Genomic DNA, 25583 nt, shown 5'->3' on the forward strand with positions numbered 1-25583 from the left:
ATTCGCCGCGTCTTCAGGTAAAATCGCCTCATTCCAACCGACGGTTGTTTTCAAGATGCGTATTGCGCTGGCTCAGTTCAACCCCGTTGTCGGCGATATCGCCGGCAATACCCGCAAAATTCTCGACCTTGCCCACGCCGCCATGGCACAGGGGGCCGACGTGCTGGTAACGCCGGAACTGGCGTTGACCGGCTACAGCCCGGAAGACCTGCTGCTGCGCGACAGTTTCTACCGCGCCTGCGCCAAGGCGCTGGACGAGCTGCTGGAACTGGACGGCATCACGCTGGTGGTGGGCCATCCGGTCAAGCTGGGTCAGGAACGCTTCAACGCCGCCACCGTGCTGCGCGACGGCAACCGTCTGGGCCAGTACCACAAGATGTTGCTGCCCAACGACGAGGTATTCGACGAATGCCGCTACTTCACCCCCGGCGCCATGCCGCTGGTGTTTGACCAGGGCGGTCGCAAGGTGGGGGTGCTGATCTGCGAAGACGTCTGGTCGGTGGACCCCGCCGCCGAGGCTGCAGATGCTGGGGCAGACGTGGTGCTGGCTCTCAACGCCTCGCCCTTCCATCGCAACAAGATCGAAACCCGCCACGAAGTGCTGCGCTATCGCGCTGAAGAAACCGGCCTGCCCTTCGCCTATGTCAATCTGGTGGGCGGCCAGGACGAGCTGGTGTTCGATGGCGGCTCTTTCGCCGTCAACCGCGCCGGCGAGGTGGTGGCCCAGGCCGCGGCCTACGAAGAAGAACTGCTGCTCATCGATTTTGCCGATGGCGACCTCCAGCCCGCGCCGCGCCGCGCCGCGCTGCCGGACGAGCTGGCCAGCGTCTACCAGGCGCTGGTGCTGGGCGTGCGCGATTACATCGGCAAAAACGGCTTCCCCGGCGTACTGCTGGGCTTGTCCGGCGGCATCGATTCCGCGCTGACGCTGGCCGTGGCGGTGGATGCGCTGGGCAAGGACAAGGTACACGCGGTAATGATGCCCTCCCGCTACACCGCCGACATTTCCGTGATCGACTCGCGCGACATGATCGCCCGCTTGGGCGTGAAATACGACGAGATCGAAATCTGGCCGATGTACGAAAGCTTCATGCAGGCGCTGGCGCCCTCCTTCGCCGGGCTGGCAATGGACACCACCGAAGAAAACCTGCAGGCGCGCATTCGCGGCACCCTGCTGATGGCGCTGTCCAACAAAACCGGCAAGCTGGTGCTCACCACCGGCAACAAATCGGAAATGACTACCGGTTACTGCACCCTGTACGGCGACATGGCCGGCGGCTTCGCCGTGCTGAAGGATGTGGCCAAAACGCTGGTGTTCGCGCTGTGCCGCTGGCGCAACACCCAGGGCGAGATCATTCCGGAACGCATCATCACCCGCCCGCCGTCCGCCGAGCTACGCCCGGACCAGAAAGACCAGGACAGCCTGCCGGCCTATGATGTGCTGGACGCCATCATGCAACGCTACGTGGAGCAAAACCTGTCGGCCGAGGACATCATCGCCGAAGGGTTTGCCGAAGCCGATGTGCGCAAGGTGGTGCGCCTGCTGAAAATAAACGAGTACAAGCGGCGTCAGGCTCCGGTGGGGCCGCGCGTTACCCATCGCGGCTTCGGCAAGGACTGGCGTTATCCCATCACCAACCGCTTCAGCTGAGCCCCGCCAGCGCGCTTGCCTATATGGCCGGCGCGCCGCCACGCCTGCTTGAGCGCGCCTGCCGCTTGTGCCACCATGCGCCATTAACACAACGACATATTCCGTGACTTCCCCCATGAAAACCGCTCTTCTTGCCGCCGCCGTCGGCTCCGCCCTGCTGCTGGCCGGCTGCGCCAGCCCGCTTGCCAACAAATCGCCGGACATGGCGGTGCGTTACGTCCTGAAGCAAAACATGGCGCAAAGCCAGTACAACTTCACCGGCGTGATGGGCTTTGATCAGCTGCTGATCAAGAAGGGTGAAGCCACCACCAACCCGGAGCTGGCCGACATCACCAATGAAGTGGCCCGCTCTTTGTTCATCGACTTCAACGGTGCGATCGACCTGCCGGGCAAGCAACTGGAAATTACCCCGCGCCTGCGCTTCGAGCGACGCAATATCAAGGGTGAAGTCAGCGTGCCGCTGAAGCTGGACCTGCAGAAAAACGCCGTACTGGTGGACCCTGCAGCCATCGATCTGATTTCCAAGGAATTGCGCGATCATCCCGGCCGCTTTGTACGCTTTGCGCTGCCCAAGGAATTCGCCGACAAGATTCCCACCGACGCCATCATAAAAGGCCTGCCCGAGGTGCTTGACCAGGCTTACGCCCAGGCTGACAAGCAGGCCTTCACGCTGGAGCCGCTGGACGACACCGCTCGCCAGCTGGGCGCCAGTTACCAGCTGCGCGTCGCCCTGTCGCAAGAGCAGCAAAGCCAGCTGACGCTGCGCATGATCGACGGTCTGGCGCGCATCGTGCGCGATGAAGCCGAGCGCCGCGGCAAGCCGGAAGAAGCCCAGCAAGCCATGGCCATCGCGCAGGTGATCAAGTCGCTCAGCAACAATGAGCAAAAAGGCTTCTTCAGCGAAAGCACCATCCACCTGTACGCCGACCGCAGCGCCCGCCTCATCGGCCTGCGCGAGCGCATCGACCTGAGCACGCCGGAGTTCGACGCCCGCGCCTACGCCACCATGAAGATGAGCAACTTCGGCAAACCGGTGTTCGCCTACCCGCTGACCGAGGCGCAGATCATCGACTTCGACAAACTGCCCAAGCCGGCCTGGCTCAATAGCGTAGACAAGCCGGAAAGCGCCGAAGAATAAGCGCCGCAGCCTCTCCGCAACGCCCCGCCCGCGCGGGGCGTACGCTTTTGGGTCAACACTCGTTAACAGCGCGGGCCGAACCCCGGCCCACGCAGCCGGTCATAATGGACCACTGCGGGCGACAACCGCCGGCCCGCACCGCCCGAGGAATCTCATGAAAAAACTCGTTCTGGCCGCCGCGCTGGCCATTTCCTGCGCAGCCCCCGCATACGCTGCCGCCATCCCGCAACTCAAAGCCTTTATCGGCGAAACCCGCACCCTGTCGGCCGCCTTCACCCAGGTGGTTACCAACAAGGGCAAACGGGAAGAAGCCAGCGGCACGCTGGAAATTTCCCGGCCCGGCAAATTCCGCTGGGCCTACAGCAAGCCTTACGAGCAGCTGATTGTGGGCGACGGCAAAACCCTGTGGATTTACGACAAGGATCTGGCGCAGGTCACGCGCAAATCGCTGGATAACGCGCTGGGCTCCAGCCCGGCTGCGTTGCTGGCCGGCAGCAATGCCATTGAACGCGACTATGTGCTGAAAGAAGCCGGCAAACAGGGCGACGTAGAATGGCTGACCGCCAGCCCGAAAAAAGCCGACAACACTTTCAGCAACATCCGCATGGGCTTTGCCGGCAAGATGCTGGTGGACATGGAGCTGACCGACAGCTTCGGCAACAACACCCGCATCCACTTCAACAGCCCGCAAAAGAATCCGGCACTGGCCGCCGGGCATTTCAGCTTTACCCCGCCCAAGGGGGTGGATGTGGTGAGCGGCGACTGACCCTCGCGCCAGCCCGCCTCTGCGTAAGGTTTGCCGAAGAACGTGCTCGCACTGCGAGATTTGGCGACGCCGCCGAAACAGCGCGATGGCAGCAGGCTGCCGAGGCATTTCATGCCCACCCAACGCCGCCGCGCGGGTTTTTGATCCGGCGCGCTACTGTGCCAGATGGCGCGCCAACTCCGGGCTCAAGGCGCTCATGAAGCGCTCGACAGCCGTGGTGTAGGGCCCCGGCAGACCCAGCTCGCGATTGATCTGCATATGTGACAGGTCCTCGGCCAGCACTGTCGCCCGGTCGCCCAGCACCTGCGCCCGCTCCTGCAAGCGCTGCGCATTCGGGCAGGATTCCTGCCGGCGCGAGGAGCACACCAGCAGCATGGGCGGCCTGCCCGGCCCCAGTTGCCGCAACGGCGACAAGTCATCCCAGTATGCCGGGTCAGTACCAAAAGCATGATCGTACAGGGGCAAGTGGCGTGCGCGCATGAGGGCCGCCACATCCACCGCCGCGCTGTCCAGCACCACCGTGCCCGGCCAGTCGCGCACGCCATTGTCGCGCGCCAGCGTTGCCGACGCCGTCAGCAAGGACACCAGATGCGCGCCGGCCGAGTGCCCCATCAGCACCACTTGCCGCCCGTCGCCTCCCCATTCGCCGGCATGGCGCTGCACCCAGGCCAACGCCCTCGCCACCTGCCGCGCCTGCTCATCCACCGCGACATCCGGCAGCAAACCATAATCCATCGAGACCACCACCCAGCCCTGTCCGCCCCAGCGCTGCCACTTGCCAGCCACCACGCCGGCAGACTGCTTGTCGCCAAAGCGCCATGCGCCGCCATGCACCATCAGCAAGACCGGCGCCTGATGCGCCTCCGCCGGGACATACACATCCAGCCGCTCCCCCGCCGTGTGCCCATAGGCCAGATTCTCCAGCTTGCGACTGCCGGCCGGCATGGCCACAGCGTCCCGCCCCTGCCCCGTACCATCCTCCAGACTGTTTTGCCGCGCCTGACGCAAAGCGTCGAGCAAAGGCCCGGCCCCAATCAGCGTCGGCATGACCGCCAGCGCCAATGCGCAGACTACGCCGCTGAGCTTTCCCATACGTCCTCCCGTCCCGGTCTGACAAGGCAAGCTGGTATACTGCCGCTTTAGCCAGCCTGCGTCACCACCATGAACGACCTGTTCGCCAACGAACCGCGAAAGCCGCTTGCCGAGGCCCTGCGCCCGGCCACGCTGGACGAAGTGATCGGCCAGCAGCATCTGATCGGCCCGGGCAAACCGCTCCGGCTGGCGGTGGAGTCGCGCACGCCGCACTCGATGATCCTCTGGGGCCCGCCCGGCGTGGGAAAAACCACGCTGGCGCGCATTCTGGCCGCCAGTTTCGACGCCCGCTTCATCCCCCTCTCCGCCGTGTTTTCCGGCGTCAAGGACATCCGCGAGGCCGTGGAGCAGGCGCACGCCGAACTGCAGCGCAGCGGCCGCCACACCATTCTGTTTGTCGATGAGGTGCACCGCTTCAACAAAAGCCAGCAAGACGCCTTTCTGCCCTTTGTCGAATCCGGCCTGCTGACCTTCATCGGTGCCACCACGGAAAACCCCTCCTTCGAGGTGAACTCCGCCCTGCTGTCGCGCGCGCAGGTGTACGTGCTGAACGGCCTGTCGGAAACCGAGCTGCAACAATTGTTCCGCCGCGCTCAGGACAAGGGCGCGCTGGAGGGGCTGAGCTTTGACGAAGCCGCCGTCAACACCCTGACCGGCTACGCCGACGGCGATGCCCGCCGCTTCCTCAACCTGCTGGAGCAAACCCGCACCGCCGCCCACGCCCGCAAGACCGGCACGGTGACGCCGGATTTTCTCGGCGAGGTGCTGACCGTCAACGCCCGCCGCTTCGACAAGGGCGGCGACGACTTCTACGACCAGATCTCCGCGCTGCACAAGTCGGTGCGCGGCTCCAGCCCGGACGGCGCGCTGTACTGGCTCACCCGCATGCTGGACGGCGGCGCAGACCCGCGCTATCTGGCGCGGCGCTTGATCCGCATGGCCTGGGAAGACATCGGCCTGGCGGACCCGCGCGCCATGCAGATCACCAACGAAGCGGCCAATACCTACGAACGCCTCGGCAGTCCGGAAGGCGAACTCGCGCTGGCGCAAGCCGCCATTTATCTGGCGATCGCCGCCAAGAGCAACGCCGGCTACACCGCGTATAATGAGGCCCGCGCCTTTGTGAAACAGGACAAGTCGCGGCCGGTGCCGGTACACTTGCGCAACGCGCCGACGCGGCTGATGAAAGAGCTGGGCTACGGGCGGGAATACCGCTACGCCCACGACGAGCCGCATGCTTACGCCGCCGGCGAAACCTATCTGCCCGAAGGGCTGGAGGATGTGCGCTGGTATCAGCCCGTGCCGCGCGGGCTGGAAAGCAAGATTCAGGACAAGCTGGACTTCTTGCGTCGACTTGACGAAGAAGCCCGGCAACAGGAAAACGACCAATAATCAGGATTTGACATGCTAGACATCCAACTGCTCCGCAACGATCTGGAAGCCGTCGCCGCCCGCCTCGCCGCTCGCGGCTACACGCTGGACACCACCGCCTTCGGCCAACTTGAAGCCGACCGCAAGTCGCTGCAAACCCGCATGCAGGAGCTGCAATCCAAGCGCAACGCCACTTCCAAGCAGATCGGCGTAGCCAAGGGCAAGGGTGAAGACGTGTCCGCCATTCTGGCCGAAGTGGCCACGCTGGGCGACGAACTGAAAGCCGCCGAAGCCGGCTTCGAAGCCGTGCAGGCCAAGCTGGACGCCTGGCTGATGAGCATCCCCAACCTGCCGCACGAATCCGTGCCGGCCGGCAAGGACGAAAGCGAAAACGTGGAAGTGCGCCGCGTGGGCGTGCCCCGCCAGTTCGACTTTGAAGTGAAGGACCACGTGGACGTGGGCACGCCGCTGGGGCTGGACTTCGACACCGGTGCCAAGCTGTCCGGCGCGCGCTTCACCGTGCTCAAGGGCGACATCGCCCGCCTGCACCGCGCGCTGGCGCAGTTCATGCTCAACACCCATACCGGCGAGCATGGCTACACCGAGCACTACACCCCCTACATCGTCAACGACAGCGCCCTCCTGGGCACCGGCCAGCTGCCGAAGTTTGCCGAAGACATGTTCAAGGTGAGCAAGGGCGGCGAAGAAGGCAGCATCGACCAGTACCTGATCTCCACCTCGGAAATCACCCTGACCAACACTGTCAGCAACAGCATCCTCAAGGAAGAGGACCTGCCGCTGAAGCTGACCGCGCACTCGCCCTGCTTCCGTTCCGAAGCCGGCAGCTATGGTCGCGACACCCGCGGCATGATTCGCCAGCACCAATTCGACAAGGTGGAGATGGTGCGCATCGAGAAGCCCGAGAACTCCTATGCCGCGCTGGAAGAAATGGTGAGCCACGCCGAGAACATCCTCAAGGCGCTGGAGCTGCCCTACCGCGTCATCACCCTGTGCACCGGCGACATGGGCTTTGGCTCGGCCAAAACCTACGACCTGGAAGTCTGGCTGCCGGCGCAGAATACCTATCGCGAAATCTCCAGCTGCTCCAACTGCGAGGCCTTCCAGTCCCGCCGTATGCTGGCCCGCTACAAGGACGCCAACGGCAAGAACCAGCTGGTGCACACTCTGAATGGCTCCGGTCTGGCCGTGGGCCGCACGCTGGTGGCGGTGCTGGAAAACTACCAGAACGCCGACGGCAGCGTGACCATCCCCGCCGTTCTGCGCCCGTATATGGGCGGCAAGGACAAGATCGGCGGCTAAGACCCACCAACAAAATCCCTGCCCTTACCTTGCGCCGCCTGGTCGTGCTCCGTGTACTGCCAGCGGCGGAGCAACATGGCTCAGGGGCTCAGCGAGATTTTGTCTGCCGTCCCAAGCGCCATCCTGAGCCAGGCTTGCAAAGCGTTTGCCAAACCGGAGCTACCCGCTCCGGTTTTTTTTCGCCTGTTGCCACGGCCGCCGGACAGCCCCACAGCAGGGCTGCTCACTCCCCCTTGCTTCGCGATACGAAAATCCGGGTAGCAAGGGCAAAATTGCATAAATCTCCTCCGCAGGCTCCTCCCCCACCCACCTGTTCAGCATTTTTACTTAAGTAATAACCGCTGAAATGCCGCGACCATTTGCCGGACATGGTTTCCGTGGGCAAAATCCTTTCGTCATCATTCCTTCATTTTCCTGCGCGCCGGGCAGCCCGCCGCTTCGGCCAACCTTCCATGCCAAGCATTTACGACCTCAAATCCCGCTTCCAGAACTTGCTGCGTCCCCTTTTGCGTTCACTGGTGCGCACCGGCGTTACCGCCAATCAGGTGACGCTCACCGCCATGCTGTGCTCGATCGCCTACGGTCTCTGGCTATGGCTGGCCCCAAGCCAGCCGCTGGCCTGGCTGCTGCTGCCGCTGTTCCTGTTTCTGCGCATGGCGCTGAACGCCATTGACGGCATGCTGGCGCGCGAATTCGGCCAGCAGTCGCGCCTGGGCGGCATTCTCAACGAAGTAGGCGATGTGGTGTCCGACGCCGCGCTCTACCTGCCTTTTGCCGCCTTGAGCTCCCACCCGGCGCTAGTGGCGCTGGCCGTGCTGCTGGCGGTGCTGACCGAGTTCGTCGGCGTGCTCGGCCCCAGTCTTGGCGCGGCGCGCCGTTACGATGGCCCGATGGGCAAGAGCGACCGTGCTTTCTGGTATGGCGCCTTCGCCCTGCTGGTGGGTCTGCTGCCCGCTGCCGCCGCCTATGCAGACTGGCTGTTCGGCCTCACTGCGCTACTGATGTTGCTGACTGTGTTCAACCGTGCCCGCGCCATTCTGAAAGAAAATCGCCATGTTTAAGTTGCTGTTGCCGCCGCCGCTCCTGTGGGCGCTGGGCGGCGTGTTTGTCTTGCTGGTGCTGGCCAGCGTCGCCATTCGCGTGCTGGAAGCGCGCAAGCCGGAGAAGAACTGGCTGGAGCTGAAACTGCGCATCAAAACCTGGTGGTGGATTGTCGGTTGCTTCTCGCTGACCCTGCTGGGCAGCATTCCAGTGGCGCTGGTGGTGTTTGCGCTGATCAGCTTCCTGGCGCTGAAGGAATACCTGACTTTGTGCGCCACGCGCACCGCCGACCACGTAGTGCTGTTCTGGGCCTATCTGAGCATCCCGCTGCAGTATTACTGGCTGGGCATTCACTGGTACGGCATGTTCATCATCTTCATTCCGGTCTACATCTTCCTGTTCGTGCCCATGCGCATGGTGCTGATCGGCGAGACCCAAGGCTTCCTCAAGGCGGCGGCGTCGCTGCAGTGGGGGCTGATGATTAGCGTGTTCTGTCTGAGCCACATGGCGGCGGTGCTCACCCTGCCGCAACTGACCGGCATCGGCGTGCCGGCGCAGGGGGCGATGATGCTGTTTTATCTGGTGGCGCTGACCCAACTGAACGATGTGGCGCAATATCTGTGGGGCAAGTCCTTCGGCAAACGCAAGGTGGCGCCCAAGGTATCCCCCAACAAAACGCTGGAGGGCTTTCTCGGCGGCGTGCTCACCACCGGCTTCCTGGGCTGGTTGCTGGGCCCGCTGCTGACGCCGTTCAGCCCGCTGCACGCCGTGCTGGCGGGTTTGCTGATCGGCACCATGGGTTTTATCGGCGACATCGTCATCTCGGCAGTGAAGCGCGATATCGGCGTGAAGGACTCCGGCCGCCTGCTGCCGGGCCACGGCGGCATTCTGGACCGGCTGGATTCGCTCACCTACACCGCGCCGTTGTTCTTCCACTACGTGCACTACCTGTACTTCTGAGCGACTCATGAAGAACCTGCTGCGCATTCTCTTCGTGATGTTGCTGGCGCGACCGGTGGTGCGCCTGTGGCTGGGCGTCACGGTGCGACACCAGGACCGGCTGCCCGCAGCCGGCCCGGCCATCGTCATCGCCAATCACAACAGCCATCTGGACATCCTGGCGCTGTACAGCCTGTTTCCGCTGGGGCTGATTCCGCGCGTCCGCCCCGCCGCCGCGGCGGATTACTTTTTGAAGAACCGCTGGATGGCCTGGTTCGCCACCAATGTGGTGGGCATCATTCCGGTCGTGCGCGGCGGCGCGGGCTCGGGCCGCGACCCGCTGGCCGATTGCCGGCAAGCGCTGCAAGCCGGCGAGATTCTGGTGCTGTTCCCCGAAGGCACGCGCGGCGAGCCGGAAGCGCTGTCTGAAATCAAATCCGGCATCTGGTATTTGCTGCGCGACTTTCCCGACATCCCCGTGGCGCCCGTCTATCTGCACGGCCTTGGCCGGGCCATGGGCCGCGGCCAATGGCTGCCGGTGCCTTTCTTCGTCGATATCGCCGTGGGACGTTCCCTGCGCTGGATGGACGACAAGGACGCCTTCCGCGCGCAAATCCGCGACACCCTACTGCAGTTGAAACAGAAGACCCTGCCCGCCGAACCCGGTCCGGACAGCCACTGACAAAAACTGAAAGGCCTCTCCCATGCGACAAGCCCTGGAATCCCGCTTCACCAGTTTTGATGGACAATCGCTGTTCTACCGCCACTGGCCGGCCACCACCGCGCCGGCCCAGCGCGCCATCCTGCTGCTGCATCGCGGCCACGAGCACTCTGGCCGCTTGCAGCATGTGGTAGATGGGCTGGCGCTGCCGGATACTCCGGTCTTTGCCTGGGATGCCCGCGGCCATGGCCGCAACGAAGGGCCGCGCGGTTTCAGTCCCAGCATCGGCGCCACGATTCGCGATCTGGAAGAGTTTGTCCGTCATCTGCAAGGCGAGCACGGCGTGCGGATTGACGAGCTGGTGGTCATTGCGCAAAGCGTGGGCGCGGTGCTGGCGGCAAGCTGGGTGCATGATTACGCGCCGCGCCTGCGCGCGCTGATCCTGGCCTCGCCCGCCTTCAAGGTGAAACTGTACGTGCCTTTCGCTCGCCCCAGCCTGCGGTTGATGCACAAGCTGCGCGGCAATTTCTTCGTCAATTCCTATGTGAAGGCCAAGTTCCTGACCCATGATCCGGAACGCATCGCCTCCTACAACAGCGACCCGCTGATCACCCGGCCCATCTCGGCCAACATCCTGCTGGCCCTTTACGACACCGCCGAGCGCATCATCGCCGACGCCGGCGCCATTACCGTGCCGACCCAGTTGCTGATCTCCGGCGCGGATTTCGTCGTGCACAAGGCGCCGCAGGAAACCTTCTTCCAGAATCTGGGCAGCGAGTGCAAGGAGCGCCACGAGCTGCCCGGCTTCTATCACGACACACTGGGCGAACGCGACCGCGCGCAGGCCTTCGACAAGATTCGCGCTTTCATCCAGCGCGTGGAGGCCGGCGTCACCAGGCCCTCGCTGCTGGCAGCCGACCAGCGCGGCTATACCGCCAAGGAATTCAACCGCCTGCAACAGCCGCTGTCCGCTCTGTCGCCCAAACGCTGGAGCTTCGCCCTCACCCGCCTGACGCTGGCCACGCTGGGTCGGCTGTCAGACGGCATCCGACTGGGCTGGCAAACCGGTTTCGATTCCGGCAGTACGCTGGACTACGTCTATCGCAACCAGGCCTCCGGCATTACGCCGCTGGGCCGACTGGGCGACCGAGCCTACCTGGACAGCATTGGCTGGCGCGGCATCCGGCAGCGCAAACTGCATCTGCAGGAACTGATCTCCCAGGCCGTCTCGCAACTGGAGCAAGCCGGCATGCCGGTACGGCTGGTGGACATCGCCGCCGGCCATGGCCGCTACGTGCTGGATGCGCTCTCCGGCGACGCCGACCGCGTCGAACACTTGCAGCTGCGCGACTACAGCGACATCAACGTCACCGCCGGACGCAAGCTGATCGAACAACGAGGCCTGCAAGGCAAAGCGCGCTTCGATCAGGGCGACGCCTTTGACGGGGCCGATCTCGCCGCGCTGCAGCCGCGCCCCACGCTGGCCATTGTTTCCGGCCTGTATGAGCTCTTCCCCGGCAACGCAGGCATTCGCGACTCGCTGGCGGGTCTGGCCGCCGCCGTGCCGGCGGGCGGCTATCTCGTCTACACCAATCAGCCCTGGCACCCGCAGCTGGAGATGATCGCCCGCACGCTCACCAGCCATCGCGGCGGCAGCGACTGGGTCATGCGGCGCCGCACGCAAGAAGAGATGGATCAACTGGTCGCAGCGGCGGGTTTCGAGAAAATCTGCCAGCGCATCGATGAATGGGGCATCTTCAGCGTGGCCATTGCCCGCCGCCTGCCCGCCGCGCAAGACAAGCCACAAGCCGTGCAGGAACAGGCCACCGCATGAACCAGCCCGCCCACCGTCGCCTGTGGCCCGAAGCCCTGCTGTGGCTGGCGCTGCTGGGCCCGGCTTTCTTCTTGCTGTACGGTGCGGCCAATCACTACGCCGCCAGCCTGCCGCCTTCGGCGGTAGGCAATATCGCCATGGACTGGGAACGGCACATCCCGCTATGGCCGTGGACCATCCTGCCCTACTGGAGCATCGACCTTCTCTACGGCCTCTCACTGTTCATTTGCACCAGCCGGGAGGAGTTGCGCCGACATGCGCTGCGGCTGCTGACCGTCACCCTGCTCTCCTGCCTGCTGTTTGCGCTGTTTCCGCTGCGCTTCGGCTTTGAGCGCCCGCCCCTGAGCGGATGGGCGGGCCAGTTGTTCACCCTGCTGGCTGGCTTTGACAAGCCTTTCAATCAGGCGCCTTCGCTGCACATCAGCCTGCTGACGGTACTGTGGCTGCGTTACGGCGCGCACACGCCGCAGCGTTGGCGCTGGCTGCTGCATGGCTGGTTCGCGCTGATCGGCGTATCAGTGCTCACCACCTGGCAGCATCATTTCCTCGATGTGCCTACTGGTTTCGCGCTGGGCATGGTGGTGTGCTATCTGCTGCCCATGCCCTTGCCGGCTTACGCCGGAGCCGCCGACATCGACCGCGCCCGCCGACGCCGGCTGGCCGCACGCCACGCTATCGGCGCCGCGCTCTTGACCGCGCTGGCCCTGTGGTTGCGCGGTTGGGCCTGGCTGCTACTCTGGCCCGCGCTGGCGCTCGCGGCACTGTCTGTGGCGTATGCCGGCGGCGGCGCCCGCGTCTGGCAAAAGACCGACGGCCGTCATCGTTTGCCGGCGCGCTGCCTGTTCTGGCCCTATGCGCTGATCATGCGTGCCGTGCATGGTCTCTTCCTGCGCCGCCATCCTTCGGCCAACCTGGTGGCGGACAATGTCTGGGTGGGGCCGGCCAGGGCGGCGCGGGAAGCGCGTTTCCATTCGGTGCTGGACCTGACAGCCGAATACCCGCGCCAGGCACACCCGGCCGCCCGCTACCACGAGCTGCCGCTGCTGGATCTGCTGCTGCCCGACGCCCTGGCGCTCAGCGCGGCGGTGGCCGAACTGGACGCCATGCAAAGCCAGCGGCAAGGCCCGATACTGGTGCATTGCGCGCTGGGCATGACCCGCAGCGCAGCGGTAGTTATGGCCTGGCTGGTGCGCAGCGGACGCTGCGCCAGCTTGGAGGAGGCACGCCGACGGCTCACTGATCAGGGCCGCACCGTGGCCCTGTCAGCCGAGCAATGGCGCTGGCTGCAAGGTTTTTGCGACGAGGGGAAAGCGGCATGATGCTGGATGAGAAAACCGCCCGACTGCACGCCGCCGTCTTGCGCAGTACGACTTGTCTGCTGTGGCCGGGAGCGGGTTTGCTGGCGCTGGCCAGCCTGCATCATCAAGGCTGGCTGCTGGCGGCGGCCGCTCTTGCCCTGCTGTGGCAGGCATGGCTGGGCTGGAGGCTGCAACTAGATGCCGCGCTGATGTCAGCCGTGACGGGGGAGGATGATTTGCCTGCACTGGACGCCACGCTTGGAGGGCTGTTCGGCAAACCCATGCCAGCTCGCCCATTTGCGCAACGGCAGCAAGGCATGCGCCGCCTGCTGCGCCGCTTCCTGCTGGCGACGGCGCTGGGCTGGGCCCTGACCTTGCTGGCGCTGCTACTGCCAACAGGCTAAGCCACGCAGCGAAAACCCCTGCTCCTGCGTTGCGCCACCTCGTCGCTTGACGAGTACCGCCTGCGACAGCGCGCCATGGCGCCGAGCATCTGCGCGGCGCTGTCAGTGATGCCAGGCCCCGCTTGATCCTGACTTCTTGCGCGGTTTGACTGCCGGGCTACTGTGACTGCAACAAGCCGCGCGCCGTCGCCGCTTCCTGATTCTCAAATACGGCCATGGCGGTAGCCATGCGGCGGAAACCCAGCGACCGGTAAAACCCTTCCTTGCCGGGCACGGCATAGAGGATGATTTTGCGGTGGCCGGCGCAATCGCTCATCAGGCTGCGTATGACTTCCCGGCCCAAGCCGCAACCCTGCTTGTCAGGCGCTACCGCCACATCGCATAGATAAGCGCAGTCCGCGCCGTCCGCCAACGCGCGCCCGGCGGCCACCAGCCGCTCGCCCTCAAAAACTAAAGCCACATAGCGGCTATTGCCGAAGACGGTTTGCAAAAAATCGACGGATTTCTCGCCCAAGGGCGCGATGCGATACAGCTCGGACAGGGCGTGCCAGTCAAGGCCAACCGTGTCCCGTTTCCAGACATACGACACGGCCGGCTCCTGATTCAGGCAAATCGGTGTTGCAGCAGGTCTTCGAACTCGGCCGCCGGCACGGGGCGGCTGAACAGATAGCCCTGCCCGGCGCGACAGCCTTGCGCCACCAGGAACTGGCGCTGCTCTTCCAGCTCCACGCCTTCGGCCACCAGGTCCAGCCCCAGGCTGCGGGCAATGGAGATGATGGCTTCGGTGATGGCGGCGTCGTCGCGATCCTGATGCAAATCCATAATGAAGGACTGATCGATCTTCAACCCGCGCACCGGCAGGCGCTTGAGATAGGACAGGCTGGAATACCCCGTGCCAAAGTCGTCGATGGACAGATAAATGCCCAGCGCTTGCAGGCGGCGCAGCACTTCCACCACGCCGCTGTCTTCATCCATGGCCACGCTTTCGGTGATTTCCAGCTCCAGCAGGCTGCTGTCCAGCCCGTGGCGGTGCAGCGCCTCGGACACGGTGTCCACAATGCTGGAATACTTCAGCTGCCGGCCGGAAACATTGACGGCGATGCGGCCAGGCAAGACGCCAGCCACCAGCCAGCGGTGCATGTCGCTGCAGGTGGTATCCAGCACCCATTCGCCAATGGCGGTAATCAGCGAGCTTTCCTCCGCCAGAGGAATGAACTGCGCTGGCGAAATCAACCCCATCTCGGGATGCCGCCAGCGCACCAGCGCCTCCGCGCCGACAATTTGACGGGTGTCGAGGTCCACCTTGGGCTGATACCACACTTCCAGCTCGTTTTGCGCCAGCGCGCGATGCAGGCTGTACTCCATCTTCAGCCGCTCGATGGCGCGGGCGTTCATGTCGGCGGTGTAGAACTGGAAGTTGTTCTTGCCGCGCTCCTTGGCCCGGTACATGGCGGTATCAGCGTTGACCAGCAGCGCGTCGGCGTCGGCCCCGTCTTCGGGGAACATGCTGATGCCGATGCTGGCCGAGATGAACACGCCCTGCCCTGCCACGGTGGATTCGGTGGAGATGGCGTCCAGCAGGTTTTGCGCGCGACTGGCCACCTGCTGCACGGTATCGATGTTTTCCAGCAACACGGTGAATTCGTCGCCGGAGAGGCGCGCCACGGTGGACAAGGCCGGCGCAATGCGCTGCAGTTCGCTGGCGATGCGCACCAGCAACTCGTCGCCGGCATGGTGGCCCATGGTGTCGTTGACCAGCTTGAAACGGTCCAGATCAATGAACAGCAAGGCGAAGCGGCGATTGTACTGAGCAGCCTGCTCTACCGCTGACTGCAGCTTCTCCAGAAACAGCGTGCGATTGGGCAGGCCGGTGAGCGCGTCGTGATTGGCCAGGAAATGCAGGCGCTCTTCCGCCTGCTTGCGCTGGGTGATGTCGGAAAACACCGCCACGTAGTGCAGGCATTCGCCGCGCTCGTCGCGGATGGCGGTAATGCTGAGATGCTCGGTGTACAAGAGGCCATTCTTGCGGCGATTGACGACTTCGCCCTGCCAGGAGCCTTCCACGCGCAGACAGCGCCACAGGTATTCGTAGAATTCCGGCGGCTGCTTGCCCGATTTGAGCAAAGAAGGCTTTTTGCCCAGCGCTTCTTCGCGGCTGTAACCGGTAATGCGGGAAAAGGCGGGGTTCACCGACTGGATGGTGCCGCCGCCGTCGGTGATGAGGATGCCTTCCATGGTGGCTTCAAACACCTTGTCGGCCAGCAAGAGGCTTTGCCGCGATTGCAGCAGCGCTTCGTCGCGCTCGCGCAGCGCGCCGTGCAGCTCCAGCAGAAACTCGTGTTCGATGCTCTGGATGATGTCACGAAAACCGATGATGTGGATCAGTTTGTTGTCCTGATCGAACACGCCCAGATGGCGGATCTGGTGCTGCAGGATCACTCGGCGCGCCTGCAACAGGCTGGTGGTGTGCGGCACGCCCAGCAGCGGCGCGGTGCAGACCTCGCCCAGGCTGGCTTGCCAATTGCCTTCCGCCACCAGTCGCACCACATCGCGCTGGGTGAGGATGCCGTAGCTGCCGTCCGCGCACTGCACGGCAACCGCGGTGAGCTGTTCGTTGCGCATGCAGGCCAGCGCGGCGGGCAGTCGATCGGAACCATCCAGAATGGTGACCGGCGGCGCATTGATGGCGTCCAGCCGTTTCAGGCCGAGAAAAGCCTCCGTCCCCTGACACAGCACCACGTCGGAGAGGGAAACGATGCCGCAGATGTGACCGAATTTTTCTATGAGGGCGTGGCGGATGTTGTGCTGGCGAAACTGACCCAGCACGTCGTGCACGGACATGTGATGCGGGAAAACCACCACCGGGCTGCTCATGACCTCCGCCACCGGCTGCTTGCAGCTGTGCGCATCGGTGAAATCCACTTTCAGCGCGTCGGACTCGGTCCAGATGCCGATGGCCTTGTCGCCTTCCATGACGATGATGGAGCCGCAACCGCTTTCCATCATGCGGGCCGCAGCCTCTCGTACCGACGCCTGAGGGCCGCACCGGAGGATGTCGGCCGAAGCAATCTGTTCAATGGGCTGGGTGAGCGGCGATATCATGAAACACCTTTAACGACATGCATTTAATTTGCCGAAATATTATACACAAATTACTTATCAACAAAAAACGAATCATTCCCACTTAGATGACAGCCGAATAGGGGCCGGCTTTCCGCTTTTCATCCGCTGCTGCAAAGCTGCTTTCCACCCGCCATTTTTTTGCGTTGCGCAAAGCGCCTGAATTATCAGGCGTTTTTTCTTGCCTGCCGCTGGCATGGAAATTGAAATACTGGTCCGGTTACACCATCCCTTGCTGGACCGGATGTGCTCATTCCCCATGGCATGTCCGCAAAACAAGAAAACTCACACCAATGTCATTCGCATGACACATCGGAGGAGCGTAAACACATGGAGACTTTCTATCAAGCCATGCGTCGCCAGGGCGTCACCCGGCGGAGCTTTCTCAAGTTTTGCAGCCTCACCGCCACCTCGCTGGGCCTGGGTTCCGCCTTTGTGCCGCGCATTGCCTATGCGCTGGAAACAAAGCCCCGCGTGCCGGTGATCTGGCTGCACGGTCTGGAGTGCACCTGTTGCACCGAGTCCTTCATCCGCTCGGCCCACCCGCTGGCGAAGGACGCCATCCTGTCGATGATCTCGCTGGACTACGACGACACCATCATGGCAGCCGCCGGCCATCAGGCGGAAGCCATCCTTGACGACATCATCAAAAATCACAAAGGCAACTACATCGTCGCCGTGGAAGGCAACCCGCCGCTGAACGAAGACGGCATGTTCTGTTTCCCGGGAGGCGAGCCCTTCGTGGAAAAACTCAAGCGCGTTTCCGCCGACGCCAAGGCGCTGATCGCCTGGGGTTCCTGCGCCAGCTGGGGCTGCGTGCAAGCGGCCAAGCCCAACCCCACACGCGCCACCCCGGTGCATCAGGTGATTCTGGACAAACCGGTGATCAAGGTGCCGGGCTGCCCGCCGATTCCGGAAGTGATGGCGGCGGTGATTACCTTCATGGTGACCTTCGACAAGATTCCCGAACTGGATCGCCAGGGTCGGCCGAAGATGTTCTACGGACAGCGCATCCATGATAAGTGCTATCGCCGCCCCCACTTTGACGCCGGTCAGTTTGTGGAGAGCTGGGACGACGAGGGCGCGCGCAAGGGCTACTGCTTGTACAAAATGGGTTGCAAAGGACCCACCACTTATAACGCTTGTTCCACCGTACGCTGGAACGGTGGCGTGTCCTTCCCCATCCAGTCTGGCCACGGCTGCATTGGCTGCTCGGAAGAAGGCTTCTGGGACAAGGGCTCTTTCTACGATCGCGTTACCTCCATTCCGCAATTCAGTATCGAGGCCACCGCCGACAAGATCGGCATGACCGTGGCCGGCACGGCCGGTGCCGCCATCGCCGCCCACGCGGCGGTAAGCGCCATCAAGAGCACCATGCTGAAAAAGCAGGATCTCAAGCCGCTTGACCACAGCGCCGACGACAAGAACAAGGAGAACGTGTAATGGCCTACCAGACCCAAGGTTTCACGCTGGACAACAGCGGCCGCCGCGTGGTGGTGGACCCCGTCACCCGCATCGAGGGCCACCTGCGCTGCGAAGTGAACATCGACAGCAACAACATCATCACCAACGCCATCTCCACCGGCACCATGTGGCGCGGGCTGGAGGTGATCCTCAAGGGTCGCGACCCGCGCGACGCCTGGGCTTTCGTGGAGCGCATCTGCGGCGTCTGTACCGGCACCCACGCGCTCACCTCGGTGCGCGCCGTGGAAGACGCGCTGAAGATCCAGATTCCCAAAAACGCCAACCTGATCCGCAACATGATGCAGGCGGCGCTGTACGTGCACGACCACCTGGTGCACTTCTACCACCTGCACGCGCTGGACTGGGTGGACGTGGTGTCCGCCCTCAAGGCGGACCCGAAGAAAACCAGCGAACTGGCGCAAAGCGTGTCGGACTGGCCCATGTCCAGCCCCGGCTACTTCCGCGACCTGCAATCGCGCCTGAAACGCTTTGTCGAATCCGGCCAGCTGGGGCCCTTCCGCAACGGCTACTGGGGCCACCCGGCCATGAAGCTGCCGCCGGAAGCCAACCTGATGGCGGTGGCGCACTATCTGGAGGCGCTGGATTTCCAGAAGGAAATCGTCAAAGTGCATACCATCTTCGGCGGCAAGAACCCCCATCCCAACTGGCTGGTGGGCGGCATGCCCTGCGCCATCAACATTGATGACGTGGGCGCGGTGGGCGCCATCAATATGGAACGGCTGAACCTGGTGTCCAGCATCATCGACCGTTCCATCGAGTTCTGCGAAAAAGTGTACGTGCCGGACGTCATCGCCATTGCCGGCTTCTACAAGGACTGGGCCGCCATCGGCGGCGGGCTGGCCAGCCAGAGCGTGCTCTCCTACGGCGATTTCCCCGACCACGCCAACGACTACAGCGAGAAAAGCCTGCTGCTGCCGCGCGGTGCCATCATCAACGGCAAGTTTGAGGAAATCCACCCGGTGGACCTGTACGCACCGGACGAAATCCAGGAATTCGTCACCCACAGCTGGTACAGCTACGGCGACGACAGCAAGGGCCTGCACCCCTTCGACGGCATCACCGAGCCCAAATTCGAGCTGGGCCCCAAGCACAAGGGCACCAAGACGCGCATCGAAGAGCTGGACGAATCGGCCAAGTACTCGTGGATCAAGTCGCCGCGCTGGAAGGGCCACGCCATGGAAGTGGGCCCGCTGGCGCGCTACCTGATCGGCTATCACCAGAACAAGGCCGAATTCAAGGAGCCGGTGGACGAGCTGCTGAAGGCGCTCAACGCGCCCAAAGCCGCATTGTTCTCCACCCTGGGCCGCACCGCCGCCCGCGCGCTGGAATCGGTCTGGGCCGCCAAGAAGATGCGCTACTTCTTTGACAGCCTGATCGCCAACATCAAGGCCGGCGACACCGCCACCGCCAACATCGACAAATGGGACCCGGCCAGTTGGCCGAAGACGGCCAAGGGCGTGGGCTTCACCGAAGCGCCGCGCGGCGCGCTGGGCCACTGGCTGAAGATTGCCGACACACGCATCGACAGCTACCAGTGCGTGGTGCCCACCACCTGGAACGCCGGCCCGCGCGACGCCAAGGGCCAGATCGGCGCTTACGAGGCCTCGCTGATGGGCACCAAAATGGCGGTGCCGGATCAGCCGCTGGAAATCCTGCGCACCCTACACAGCTTCGACCCCTGCCTTGCCTGCTCCACGCACGTGATCGGCGAAGACGGCGGCGAGCTGGTCAGCGTCAAGGTTCGTTGAGTTCGTCGCGGCTTGCCGGGGATTCCCCCCATGAACCGGCAGACCGCGCGATTCCCCCCTCAAGGGGCTAGCCACCCGGCGGAACCCTCCCAGAACCGCCGGGTGACGTTCCAGACCAGGCCGCCGGCGCCAAGCGCCGACCAACACTCCCGGAACGCGGGAGGCCCGGCGGCAAGGTCGGAACAGACAGGAGATTTGGCATGAAAACCTACGGATTCGACGGCGACGCCCCGCAAGGGATGGGTCGCAAAGTCACCTCGGTGTACGTGTACGAAGCCCCAGTGCGGTTGTGGCACTGGGTTACCGTGCTGTGCATCATCACCTTGTCGGTTACCGGCTACCTCATCGGCAAACCGCTGCCCTCGGTGCCGGGCGAGGCCACTTTCAACTATGTGATGGGCTATATCCGCTTTGCCCACTTCACTGCCGGCTACATTCTTGCCGTCGGCCTGATTGCCCGGCTGTACTGGGCCATCGTCGGCAACCATCACGCCCGGGAAATCATTCTGGTGCCGATCTGGGACGCCAGCTGGTGGAAGGAGTTCTTCTTTGAAGTGCGCTGGTATCTGTTCATCGAGCGCTACCCGAAGAAATACATTGGTCACAACCCGGTAGGCCAGCTGGCCATGGCCACCTTCCTCTGGGCCACGCTGTTCATGTGCCTGTCCGGCTTCGCGCTGTACGGCGAAGGCCTGGGCACCAAGAGCTGGGCCTACGGCGCTTTCGGCTGGGTGATCAGCCTCTTTGGCGGCAACAGCCTCACCGTGCACAACTGGCACCGGCTGGGCATGTGGTCCATCATTCTGTTCGTGATGATTCACGTGTACGCGGCCATCCGCGAGGACATCATGTCCAAGCAAAGCATGGTGTCCACCATGATCAGCGGCTTCCGCATGTTCAAGGATTGAGCCCATGGCGCGCTCCGGCCTCCGGCGGCGCGCCTCTCCTCCTTCGTCGCCATGACCTCCCCTCTCGTCAGCGCCCGCACCCCGCTCCACCCCGGCCGTTTTCTTGACAGCCGCTTTCTTGCGCCCAGCGGCATGACGCAAACCGACGCCGCCCGACTACTGGGCATCTCGCGTCGCCGCCTCAACGAGCTGATCGCCGGCAAACGCGGCATCACGCCGGACACCGCCATTCGCCTGGCCTGCCTGTTTGGCCAAAGCGCGCAGTTCTGGATGGAGCTGCAAAGCGCCTGGGATCTGGCGCAAGCCCGTCGCCGCCTGCGCCAGCTGCGTGGCGGTTAGTAACTTTCCACTTTGCTTTCCATGCGCCACCCGCATGTCCACAGCACGACCAGGGAAATGAACGCAAGCGCCTGATGCTGCGGGGCTTTCCGTCCAACTCCGCTCTGGCACGAAACTTGTTTTGTAACGGATAGCGTTACAGGCGACGACATATGGACAAAGCACACATCACCATCATGGGGTTGGGCAACCTGCTCTGGGCCGACGAGGGCTTCGGCGTCCGCGCGGCGGAAACCCTGTTTGCCCGCTACCAACTGCCCGACTCGGTGCGGGTCATCGACGGCGGCACGCAAGGGCTGGCCCTGCTGCCTTATGTGGAAGAAACCGAACGGCTGATTCTGTTCGACGCCATCGACTTCGGCCTCGAACCCGGCACCCTGCGCGTCTACCGCGACCAGGCCGTGCCCGCCTACCTCACCGCCAAGAAAATGAGCCTGCACCAGACCGGTTTCTCCGAAGTGCTTGGTCTGGCCGACCTCAAAGGCAGTTTGCCGAAAGACATCATGCTGATCGGCGTGCAGCCGGTGCAGCTGGAAGACTATGGCGGCAGCCTGACCGAACCGGTGCGCGCGCAACTGGCGCCCGCCATCCAGCAGGCCATGACGCAGCTGGCCGAATGGGGCGTGACACCCGGCCCGCGCCGCGACGGCCAGCGCCTCAATCATGAAAGCCTGGACATGATCCGCTACGAGTCGGAACGCCCGTCAGCCGAGCTGGCCTGTCGCATCGGCGACGACCGCGTACTGAAGGGAGGCGCCTGATGTGCCTGGGCATACCCATGCAAGTCATCGCCGCTGATGGCCTGATGGCCGAGTGCCTGCACCGTGGCGAAACGGAAAAAATCGACCTCTCGCTGACCGGCCCCGCGCAAACGGGCGACTGGCTGCTGGTCTTCGCCGGCGCCGCGCGCGAAGCGCTCAGCCCCGCGCAGGCCGCCGACATTCTGGAGGCGCTGACGGCGCTGGAAGCCGCCATGAACGGCCGCTTCGACCCCGATGTGCATCTGGCCGATCTCACCCGGCGCGAGCCGCAACTTCCGCCTCATCTGCAGGCGCAACTGGAAGCCGGAAGGAAAACCCACTGATGACCTCCCCGCTGGACAACCTGCTGGCTCGCCTGGCCGAGCGCGGCTACCACGCCGTCTGCGCCGACGGCCTCGACGCCCTGGCCGCCGACAGCCACCACCTGATCGTGATGCTCAACGAAGACCCGGTGAAATACCCCGAGGTGCTGGACAACCCCGTGATCGTGCCCGAGGTGCTGCGCGAATTCCCAGCCGGCACTTTCGACGTGGCCTATGCCGACATCACCGAAAGCCGCAAGATTGCCCGCCGCTTTGGCGTACTGAAATTTCCGGCGCTGCTGTTTCTGCGCGAAGGCCAGTATCTGGGCGTCATCGTCGGCCTGCTGGACTGGCCGGACGTGGTGCGCGCCTTTGCCGACAAACTGACTGCCGAAGCCCGCCGGCCGCCCTCGGTGGGCATTCCGGTCAGCGTCGCCAAGCAAGGAGGTTGCGCATGAACCTCAAACCCTTTCCCGTCGCCGTAGTGGCGCTTGGCCCCGGCTCGCAACCGGAGGACGAAGACCTCAACTACATGCCGCTGCCGCGCGAGGTGGAACATTTCGACCTGCCCTACCTGCCCACTGCGGAAGAAGTCAGCCACCTCACCGCCGCGCTGTCGGTGATCGACAGCCTCATCCACAAGCTTGCCGACTATCAGGGAGACGGTGAGACCTACCCGGTCATCAGCCTGGCCGGCCTCGACAGCGACAACCGCCGCCTGCTCAACCAACTGTTGGGCGAGGGCGAAGTATCGGCCCGCGTCAAACGGGTGGACGGCCGCCGGCTGGACATGCAGGAATCGGTTTTCGCCGGCGTCTGGCGCGTGCTGGAGTACAGCCCGGACGAACAACTGCTGGACGACCGCATCGAAGCCTGCCCGATTCCAGCGGCGGTATGGCAGGAAGCCCGCGCCTTCGGCCAACCATCGCTGCACATTCCCGATCCGCAAAACCTGCAGCTGATGAACGCCGGCCCGGTAGCGGTGGAAATCGCCGACCACATGGGCAAAACCGGCGACGACGCCCACATCATCAATTTCTCGCTACTGCCGATGAGCCCGGACGACCTCGCCTGGCTGGACAGCCTGATCGGCCCCGGCAACAGCGGCGTGTTTTCGCGCGGCTACGGCAAGTGCCGCATCATGGGCAGTGCCTTGCGCGATGTCTGGCGAGTGCAGTATTTCAACGGCATGAACGACATCTTGCTGGATACGCTGGAGATTACCCGCATCCCCGAGGTGGCGCTGGCGTCGCTTGACGACCTGACCGACTCGCTGGAGCGCCTGCGCGAAGCGCGCGAGTGGCTGGCCGGAGAAACCGCATGAGCGGCGCCGGCTTCGAAGGCTCTTATCTGGGCGACGACGATCGCCTGCCCGACGAAGCGCGCATGGAATGCAAAATCTGCTGGTGGATCTACGACCCGGCGCTGGGCGACGACATCTGGCAGATTCCGCCCGGCACGCCTTTTCATGCCTTGCCCGAACACTGGAAATGCCCGATGTGCGACGGCGCGCGCGATCAATTCATGGTGGTGCAAGACTGACCATGGCCGATTGCTATCCGGACTCGCCCGCCTTTGAACTGGAAACCGTGTTTGGCCTGATCGAGGCCACGCGCATGGCGGGTGTGCCGCTGCTCAACCCCGCGCTGCGCGTGGAGGCCATCGGCTTTCGCCGCTGGAGCCCCGGCGCCGCCGAAACCGATCTCGCCGGCGAACTGTGGGCCGGCGTCATGCTGACGCCCTGGTTCATGAATCTGATGCTGCTGCCGGCCCTGCCCGGCACGCTCCCCCCGGTGCCGCCGGGCGGTGAAATCCGTCTGGCGCTGCCAGGCGGCGACATGCCCTTCCTGGCCGGACACGAAGCCGGCCTTGGCCACTACTGCCTGTGCTCGCTGTTTTCTCCAGTGACGGAGTTCGCCGACCAGGACACGGCCCGAGAAACCGCGCTGGAAATCCTGCGGTTGATGTTTCCGCCGCCGCCGCCCGCTCACGCGCCCGATCTGTCGCGGCGGCGCCTGTTTGGACTGGGCGCATGAAAATCGACGAAATCCTCATTCGCCTGACGCAGGACAAGGCGCGCGGCGGCGGCGTTTCGGTAAGCTGGCCGCGCCGGGAAGCGGAGCGTCTGTTCATCGGCAAACCCGCCGGCGAAGTGCTGGCACTGACGCCGAGACTGTTTTCCCTCTGCGCGCACGCCCAGACGCTGGCCGCCCGCTTGGCCCTGGCTTGCGCCGCAGGCAAAGCGGCGCAAGCCAGCCCGCAGGAGCTGCAAAGCCTGGCGCAGGAAGCCGCCCGCGAAACCCTGCGCAAGCTGCTGACCGACTGGGCGCTGGCCTTTGACGGCAAAGCCGCCGAACCGGCGGCGCTGGCGGCCTGGCGCGCCGCCGGTTCGCTTTCCGCGCTCAAGGCACTGGCGGAACAGCAAGTCTTCGGTCAGGCTTGCGACGACTGGCTACAAAGAAGTGAAGCCGGCTGGCTGGACTGGGCGGCGGAAGGTCGCATGCCGGCGGCGCGCTGGCTGGCGGCATTGACGGGCCCGGAGCGCGGTTGCGCGCTGCTGCCGCCGCTGAGCGCCGGCCAACTGGCCAACCGGCTGGCGGACTGGATACGCCCCGGTGGCCCGGTCTGGCAAGGCCAGCCGCGTGAAACCGGCGCGCTGGCGCGCGAACACCGGCAATTGTCGCGCACGCTGGCTGCGGGCCAGCTGGCGCGGGCGCGCCTGCTGGCGCGTTTGATCCAGTTGGCGCGCGGCTTGAACGGCGAGCTTTGCCTACAGGCGGCGGCCGCACCGCTGCCGGACGGCGCGCTGGCGCTGGTGGACACCGCCCGCGGCCCGTTAACGCATCTGGCGGCGCTGGACGACGAAGGCTGCGTCACGCGCTACCGGGTAATACCGCCTACCGCCTGGCACAGCCATCCCGAGGGCCTGCTGAGGGAAACCCTGTGTTCCCGGCTGGACGACGGAGAGGCAGAATGGCGGCGGCAAGCCGCACTGATCGACCCATGCGTGGCCTGGCGGCTGGCGGTGGAAAACAAGGAATGCGCGCATGCATGAAATGTCGTTGGCCGAAGGCATCGTCCAGCTGTTGGAAGATCAGGCCGGGGCGCAGCAGTACCGCAAGGTCAGGCAGGTGTGGCTGACCATCGGCGAACTGGCCGGGGTGGAGGTGGAATCCCTGCTGTTTTGTCTGGAGGCCGTCAGCCGCGACACGCTGGCCGACGGCGCGATTTATCACGTGGTGCGCGAACCCGGACAGGGCTGGTGCCTGGCGTGCAGTCAGCCGGTCGTCATCCAGGCGCGCTACGACGCCTGCCCGGCATGCGGCAGGCATCAAGTACAAGTGACCGGCGGCGACGACATGCGCGTCAGCGAACTGGAAGTGGACTGACCCGGCCGCCACAAGG

Annotated in this window: 26 protein-coding genes; 23 read left to right on the plus strand and 3 right to left on the minus strand. The window is 64.2% G+C overall.

All coding sequences use genetic code 11. The features are described from left to right. The first annotated feature begins 55 nt into the window (after positions 1-55). The 3 genes from Q0P52_RS07715 (at position 56) to lolA (ending at position 3555) form a co-directional block, all read left to right on the plus strand. The gene (locus tag Q0P52_RS07715) at positions 56-1651 is read left to right on the plus strand and encodes an NAD+ synthase (RefSeq protein WP_293761996.1); all 1596 of its coding nucleotides are present in this window, start codon (positions 56-58) and stop codon (positions 1649-1651) included. Positions 1652-1766: 115 nt separating this feature from the next. Further along, complete coding sequence (locus Q0P52_RS07720; protein WP_293761998.1) at positions 1767-2789, plus strand: hypothetical protein; 1023 nt, start codon at positions 1767-1769, stop codon at positions 2787-2789. A gap of 154 nt (positions 2790-2943) precedes the next feature. Beyond that, on the plus strand, positions 2944-3555 hold the full coding sequence (gene lolA / locus Q0P52_RS07725) for an outer membrane lipoprotein chaperone LolA (RefSeq protein WP_293762000.1): 612 nt from the start codon (positions 2944-2946) through the stop codon (positions 3553-3555). A 153-nt stretch (positions 3556-3708) separates the two neighbouring features. Here lolA and Q0P52_RS07730 read toward each other — a convergent pair whose 3' ends face one another. Continuing rightward, a complete protein-coding gene (locus Q0P52_RS07730) occupies positions 3709-4647 on the minus strand; it encodes an alpha/beta hydrolase (protein WP_293762003.1) in 939 nt (312 codons plus the stop codon). 69 nt (positions 4648-4716) lie between these two features. On the opposite strand from Q0P52_RS07730, the gene Q0P52_RS07735 reads away from it, so the two are divergent. From Q0P52_RS07735 to Q0P52_RS07770, 8 genes are all read left to right on the plus strand, one after another. Beyond that, a complete protein-coding gene (locus Q0P52_RS07735) occupies positions 4717-6039 on the plus strand; it encodes a replication-associated recombination protein A (protein WP_293762006.1) in 1323 nt (440 codons plus the stop codon). A 12-nt stretch (positions 6040-6051) separates the two neighbouring features. Further along, positions 6052-7338, plus strand: a complete 1287-nt coding sequence (gene serS, locus Q0P52_RS07740) for a serine--tRNA ligase (RefSeq protein WP_293762009.1) — start codon at positions 6052-6054, stop codon at positions 7336-7338. A 452-nt stretch (positions 7339-7790) separates the two neighbouring features. Next, positions 7791-8399, plus strand: a complete 609-nt coding sequence (locus Q0P52_RS07745; RefSeq protein ID WP_293762012.1) for a CDP-alcohol phosphatidyltransferase family protein — start codon at positions 7791-7793, stop codon at positions 8397-8399. Next, positions 8392-9339 carry a phosphatidate cytidylyltransferase gene (locus Q0P52_RS07750; protein ID WP_293762015.1) on the plus strand — a complete coding sequence of 316 codons (948 nt, stop codon included), beginning with the start codon at positions 8392-8394 and terminating at the stop codon, positions 9337-9339. Before Q0P52_RS07745 ends, Q0P52_RS07750 begins: the two co-directional genes overlap by 8 nt. 7 nt (positions 9340-9346) lie before the next feature. Further along, the gene (locus Q0P52_RS07755) at positions 9347-10000 is read left to right on the plus strand and encodes a lysophospholipid acyltransferase family protein (RefSeq protein WP_293762018.1); all 654 of its coding nucleotides are present in this window, start codon (positions 9347-9349) and stop codon (positions 9998-10000) included. Positions 10001-10022: 22 nt separating this feature from the next. Beyond that, positions 10023-11813 carry a bifunctional alpha/beta hydrolase/class I SAM-dependent methyltransferase gene (locus Q0P52_RS07760; RefSeq protein ID WP_293762021.1) on the plus strand — a complete coding sequence of 597 codons (1791 nt, stop codon included), beginning with the start codon at positions 10023-10025 and terminating at the stop codon, positions 11811-11813. Then, positions 11810-13132 (plus strand): phosphatase PAP2/dual specificity phosphatase family protein, encoded by a 1323-nt coding sequence (locus tag Q0P52_RS07765; protein ID WP_293762024.1) that lies wholly within the window; start codon positions 11810-11812, stop codon positions 13130-13132. Before Q0P52_RS07760 ends, Q0P52_RS07765 begins: the two co-directional genes overlap by 4 nt. Further along, a complete protein-coding gene (locus Q0P52_RS07770; RefSeq protein ID WP_293762027.1) occupies positions 13129-13515 on the plus strand; it encodes a hypothetical protein in 387 nt (128 codons plus the stop codon). Before Q0P52_RS07765 ends, Q0P52_RS07770 begins: the two co-directional genes overlap by 4 nt. 157 nt (positions 13516-13672) lie before the next feature. On the opposite strand, the gene Q0P52_RS07775 is transcribed toward Q0P52_RS07770, so the two are convergent. Further along, positions 13673-14104, minus strand: coding sequence for a GNAT family N-acetyltransferase (locus tag Q0P52_RS07775; RefSeq protein ID WP_293762030.1), 432 nt, complete (start codon positions 14102-14104; stop codon positions 13673-13675). Positions 14105-14118: 14 nt separating this feature from the next. Continuing rightward, positions 14119-16617 carry an EAL domain-containing protein gene (locus Q0P52_RS07780; RefSeq protein WP_293762032.1) on the minus strand — a complete coding sequence of 833 codons (2499 nt, stop codon included), beginning with the start codon at positions 16615-16617 and terminating at the stop codon, positions 14119-14121. Positions 16618-16965: 348 nt separating this feature from the next. On the opposite strand from Q0P52_RS07780, the gene Q0P52_RS07785 reads away from it, so the two are divergent. From Q0P52_RS07785 to hypA, 12 genes are all read left to right on the plus strand, one after another. Beyond that, positions 16966-18078: a hydrogenase small subunit gene (locus Q0P52_RS07785; RefSeq protein WP_293762035.1), complete on the plus strand. Its 1113-nt coding sequence runs from the start codon at positions 16966-16968 to the stop codon at positions 18076-18078. Further along, positions 18078-19868, plus strand: coding sequence for a nickel-dependent hydrogenase large subunit (locus Q0P52_RS07790; RefSeq protein WP_293762038.1), 1791 nt, complete (start codon positions 18078-18080; stop codon positions 19866-19868). The genes Q0P52_RS07785 and Q0P52_RS07790 overlap by 1 nt, the downstream gene beginning before the upstream one ends. A gap of 200 nt (positions 19869-20068) precedes the next feature. Further along, the gene (gene cybH, locus Q0P52_RS07795; RefSeq protein WP_293762041.1) at positions 20069-20776 is read left to right on the plus strand and encodes a Ni/Fe-hydrogenase, b-type cytochrome subunit; all 708 of its coding nucleotides are present in this window, start codon (positions 20069-20071) and stop codon (positions 20774-20776) included. A 51-nt stretch (positions 20777-20827) separates the two neighbouring features. Continuing rightward, on the plus strand, positions 20828-21115 hold the full coding sequence (locus tag Q0P52_RS07800; protein WP_293762044.1) for a HigA family addiction module antitoxin: 288 nt from the start codon (positions 20828-20830) through the stop codon (positions 21113-21115). Positions 21116-21267: 152 nt separating this feature from the next. Continuing rightward, positions 21268-21876 (plus strand): HyaD/HybD family hydrogenase maturation endopeptidase, encoded by a 609-nt coding sequence (gene hybD / locus Q0P52_RS07805; protein ID WP_293762046.1) that lies wholly within the window; start codon positions 21268-21270, stop codon positions 21874-21876. Next, a complete protein-coding gene (locus tag Q0P52_RS07810) occupies positions 21876-22199 on the plus strand; it encodes a HypC/HybG/HupF family hydrogenase formation chaperone (protein WP_293762049.1) in 324 nt (107 codons plus the stop codon). The genes hybD and Q0P52_RS07810 overlap by 1 nt, the downstream gene beginning before the upstream one ends. Further along, positions 22199-22636: a hypothetical protein gene (locus tag Q0P52_RS07815; protein ID WP_293762051.1), complete on the plus strand. Its 438-nt coding sequence runs from the start codon at positions 22199-22201 to the stop codon at positions 22634-22636. The genes Q0P52_RS07810 and Q0P52_RS07815 overlap by 1 nt, the downstream gene beginning before the upstream one ends. Then, positions 22633-23502 carry a hydrogenase expression/formation protein gene (locus Q0P52_RS07820; RefSeq protein WP_293762052.1) on the plus strand — a complete coding sequence of 290 codons (870 nt, stop codon included), beginning with the start codon at positions 22633-22635 and terminating at the stop codon, positions 23500-23502. Before Q0P52_RS07815 ends, Q0P52_RS07820 begins: the two co-directional genes overlap by 4 nt. Beyond that, positions 23499-23720 (plus strand): rubredoxin, encoded by a 222-nt coding sequence (locus Q0P52_RS07825; RefSeq protein WP_293762054.1) that lies wholly within the window; start codon positions 23499-23501, stop codon positions 23718-23720. The genes Q0P52_RS07820 and Q0P52_RS07825 overlap by 4 nt, the downstream gene beginning before the upstream one ends. A 2-nt stretch (positions 23721-23722) precedes the next feature. Further along, positions 23723-24214: a [NiFe]-hydrogenase assembly chaperone HybE gene (hybE, locus tag Q0P52_RS07830; protein ID WP_293762057.1), complete on the plus strand. Its 492-nt coding sequence runs from the start codon at positions 23723-23725 to the stop codon at positions 24212-24214. Continuing rightward, a complete protein-coding gene (locus Q0P52_RS07835) occupies positions 24211-25233 on the plus strand; it encodes a hypothetical protein (protein WP_293762059.1) in 1023 nt (340 codons plus the stop codon). The genes hybE and Q0P52_RS07835 overlap by 4 nt, the downstream gene beginning before the upstream one ends. After that, a complete protein-coding gene (gene hypA / locus Q0P52_RS07840; protein ID WP_293762062.1) occupies positions 25226-25567 on the plus strand; it encodes a hydrogenase maturation nickel metallochaperone HypA in 342 nt (113 codons plus the stop codon). The genes Q0P52_RS07835 and hypA overlap by 8 nt, the downstream gene beginning before the upstream one ends. Positions 25568-25583: the final 16 nt, after the last annotated feature.

The sequence above is a fragment of the uncultured Aquitalea sp. genome (assembly GCF_945957525.1).
GTDB lineage: Bacteria > Pseudomonadota > Gammaproteobacteria > Burkholderiales > Chromobacteriaceae > Aquitalea.

Coding starts and splice junctions, on each gene's coding strand:
- Q0P52_RS07715 (WP_293761996.1), top strand. CDS start 56: ATGCGTATTGCGCTGGCTCAGTTCAACCCCGTTGTCGGCGATATCGCC.
- Q0P52_RS07720 (WP_293761998.1), top strand. CDS start 1,767: ATGAAAACCGCTCTTCTTGCCGCCGCCGTCGGCTCCGCCCTGCTGCTG.
- lolA (WP_293762000.1), top strand. CDS start 2,944: ATGAAAAAACTCGTTCTGGCCGCCGCGCTGGCCATTTCCTGCGCAGCC.
- Q0P52_RS07730 (WP_293762003.1), bottom strand. CDS start 4,647: ATGGGAAAGCTCAGCGGCGTAGTCTGCGCATTGGCGCTGGCGGTCATG.
- Q0P52_RS07735 (WP_293762006.1), top strand. CDS start 4,717: ATGAACGACCTGTTCGCCAACGAACCGCGAAAGCCGCTTGCCGAGGCC.
- serS (WP_293762009.1), top strand. CDS start 6,052: ATGCTAGACATCCAACTGCTCCGCAACGATCTGGAAGCCGTCGCCGCC.
- Q0P52_RS07745 (WP_293762012.1), top strand. CDS start 7,791: ATGCCAAGCATTTACGACCTCAAATCCCGCTTCCAGAACTTGCTGCGT.
- Q0P52_RS07750 (WP_293762015.1), top strand. CDS start 8,392: ATGTTTAAGTTGCTGTTGCCGCCGCCGCTCCTGTGGGCGCTGGGCGGC.
- Q0P52_RS07755 (WP_293762018.1), top strand. CDS start 9,347: ATGAAGAACCTGCTGCGCATTCTCTTCGTGATGTTGCTGGCGCGACCG.
- Q0P52_RS07760 (WP_293762021.1), top strand. CDS start 10,023: ATGCGACAAGCCCTGGAATCCCGCTTCACCAGTTTTGATGGACAATCG.
- Q0P52_RS07765 (WP_293762024.1), top strand. CDS start 11,810: ATGAACCAGCCCGCCCACCGTCGCCTGTGGCCCGAAGCCCTGCTGTGG.
- Q0P52_RS07770 (WP_293762027.1), top strand. CDS start 13,129: ATGATGCTGGATGAGAAAACCGCCCGACTGCACGCCGCCGTCTTGCGC.
- Q0P52_RS07780 (WP_293762032.1), bottom strand. CDS start 16,617: ATGATATCGCCGCTCACCCAGCCCATTGAACAGATTGCTTCGGCCGAC.
- Q0P52_RS07785 (WP_293762035.1), top strand. CDS start 16,966: ATGGAGACTTTCTATCAAGCCATGCGTCGCCAGGGCGTCACCCGGCGG.
- Q0P52_RS07790 (WP_293762038.1), top strand. CDS start 18,078: ATGGCCTACCAGACCCAAGGTTTCACGCTGGACAACAGCGGCCGCCGC.
- cybH (WP_293762041.1), top strand. CDS start 20,069: ATGAAAACCTACGGATTCGACGGCGACGCCCCGCAAGGGATGGGTCGC.
- Q0P52_RS07800 (WP_293762044.1), top strand. CDS start 20,828: ATGACCTCCCCTCTCGTCAGCGCCCGCACCCCGCTCCACCCCGGCCGT.
- hybD (WP_293762046.1), top strand. CDS start 21,268: ATGGACAAAGCACACATCACCATCATGGGGTTGGGCAACCTGCTCTGG.
- Q0P52_RS07810 (WP_293762049.1), top strand. CDS start 21,876: ATGTGCCTGGGCATACCCATGCAAGTCATCGCCGCTGATGGCCTGATG.
- Q0P52_RS07815 (WP_293762051.1), top strand. CDS start 22,199: ATGACCTCCCCGCTGGACAACCTGCTGGCTCGCCTGGCCGAGCGCGGC.
- Q0P52_RS07820 (WP_293762052.1), top strand. CDS start 22,633: ATGAACCTCAAACCCTTTCCCGTCGCCGTAGTGGCGCTTGGCCCCGGC.
- Q0P52_RS07825 (WP_293762054.1), top strand. CDS start 23,499: ATGAGCGGCGCCGGCTTCGAAGGCTCTTATCTGGGCGACGACGATCGC.
- hybE (WP_293762057.1), top strand. CDS start 23,723: ATGGCCGATTGCTATCCGGACTCGCCCGCCTTTGAACTGGAAACCGTG.
- Q0P52_RS07835 (WP_293762059.1), top strand. CDS start 24,211: ATGAAAATCGACGAAATCCTCATTCGCCTGACGCAGGACAAGGCGCGC.
- hypA (WP_293762062.1), top strand. CDS start 25,226: ATGCATGAAATGTCGTTGGCCGAAGGCATCGTCCAGCTGTTGGAAGAT.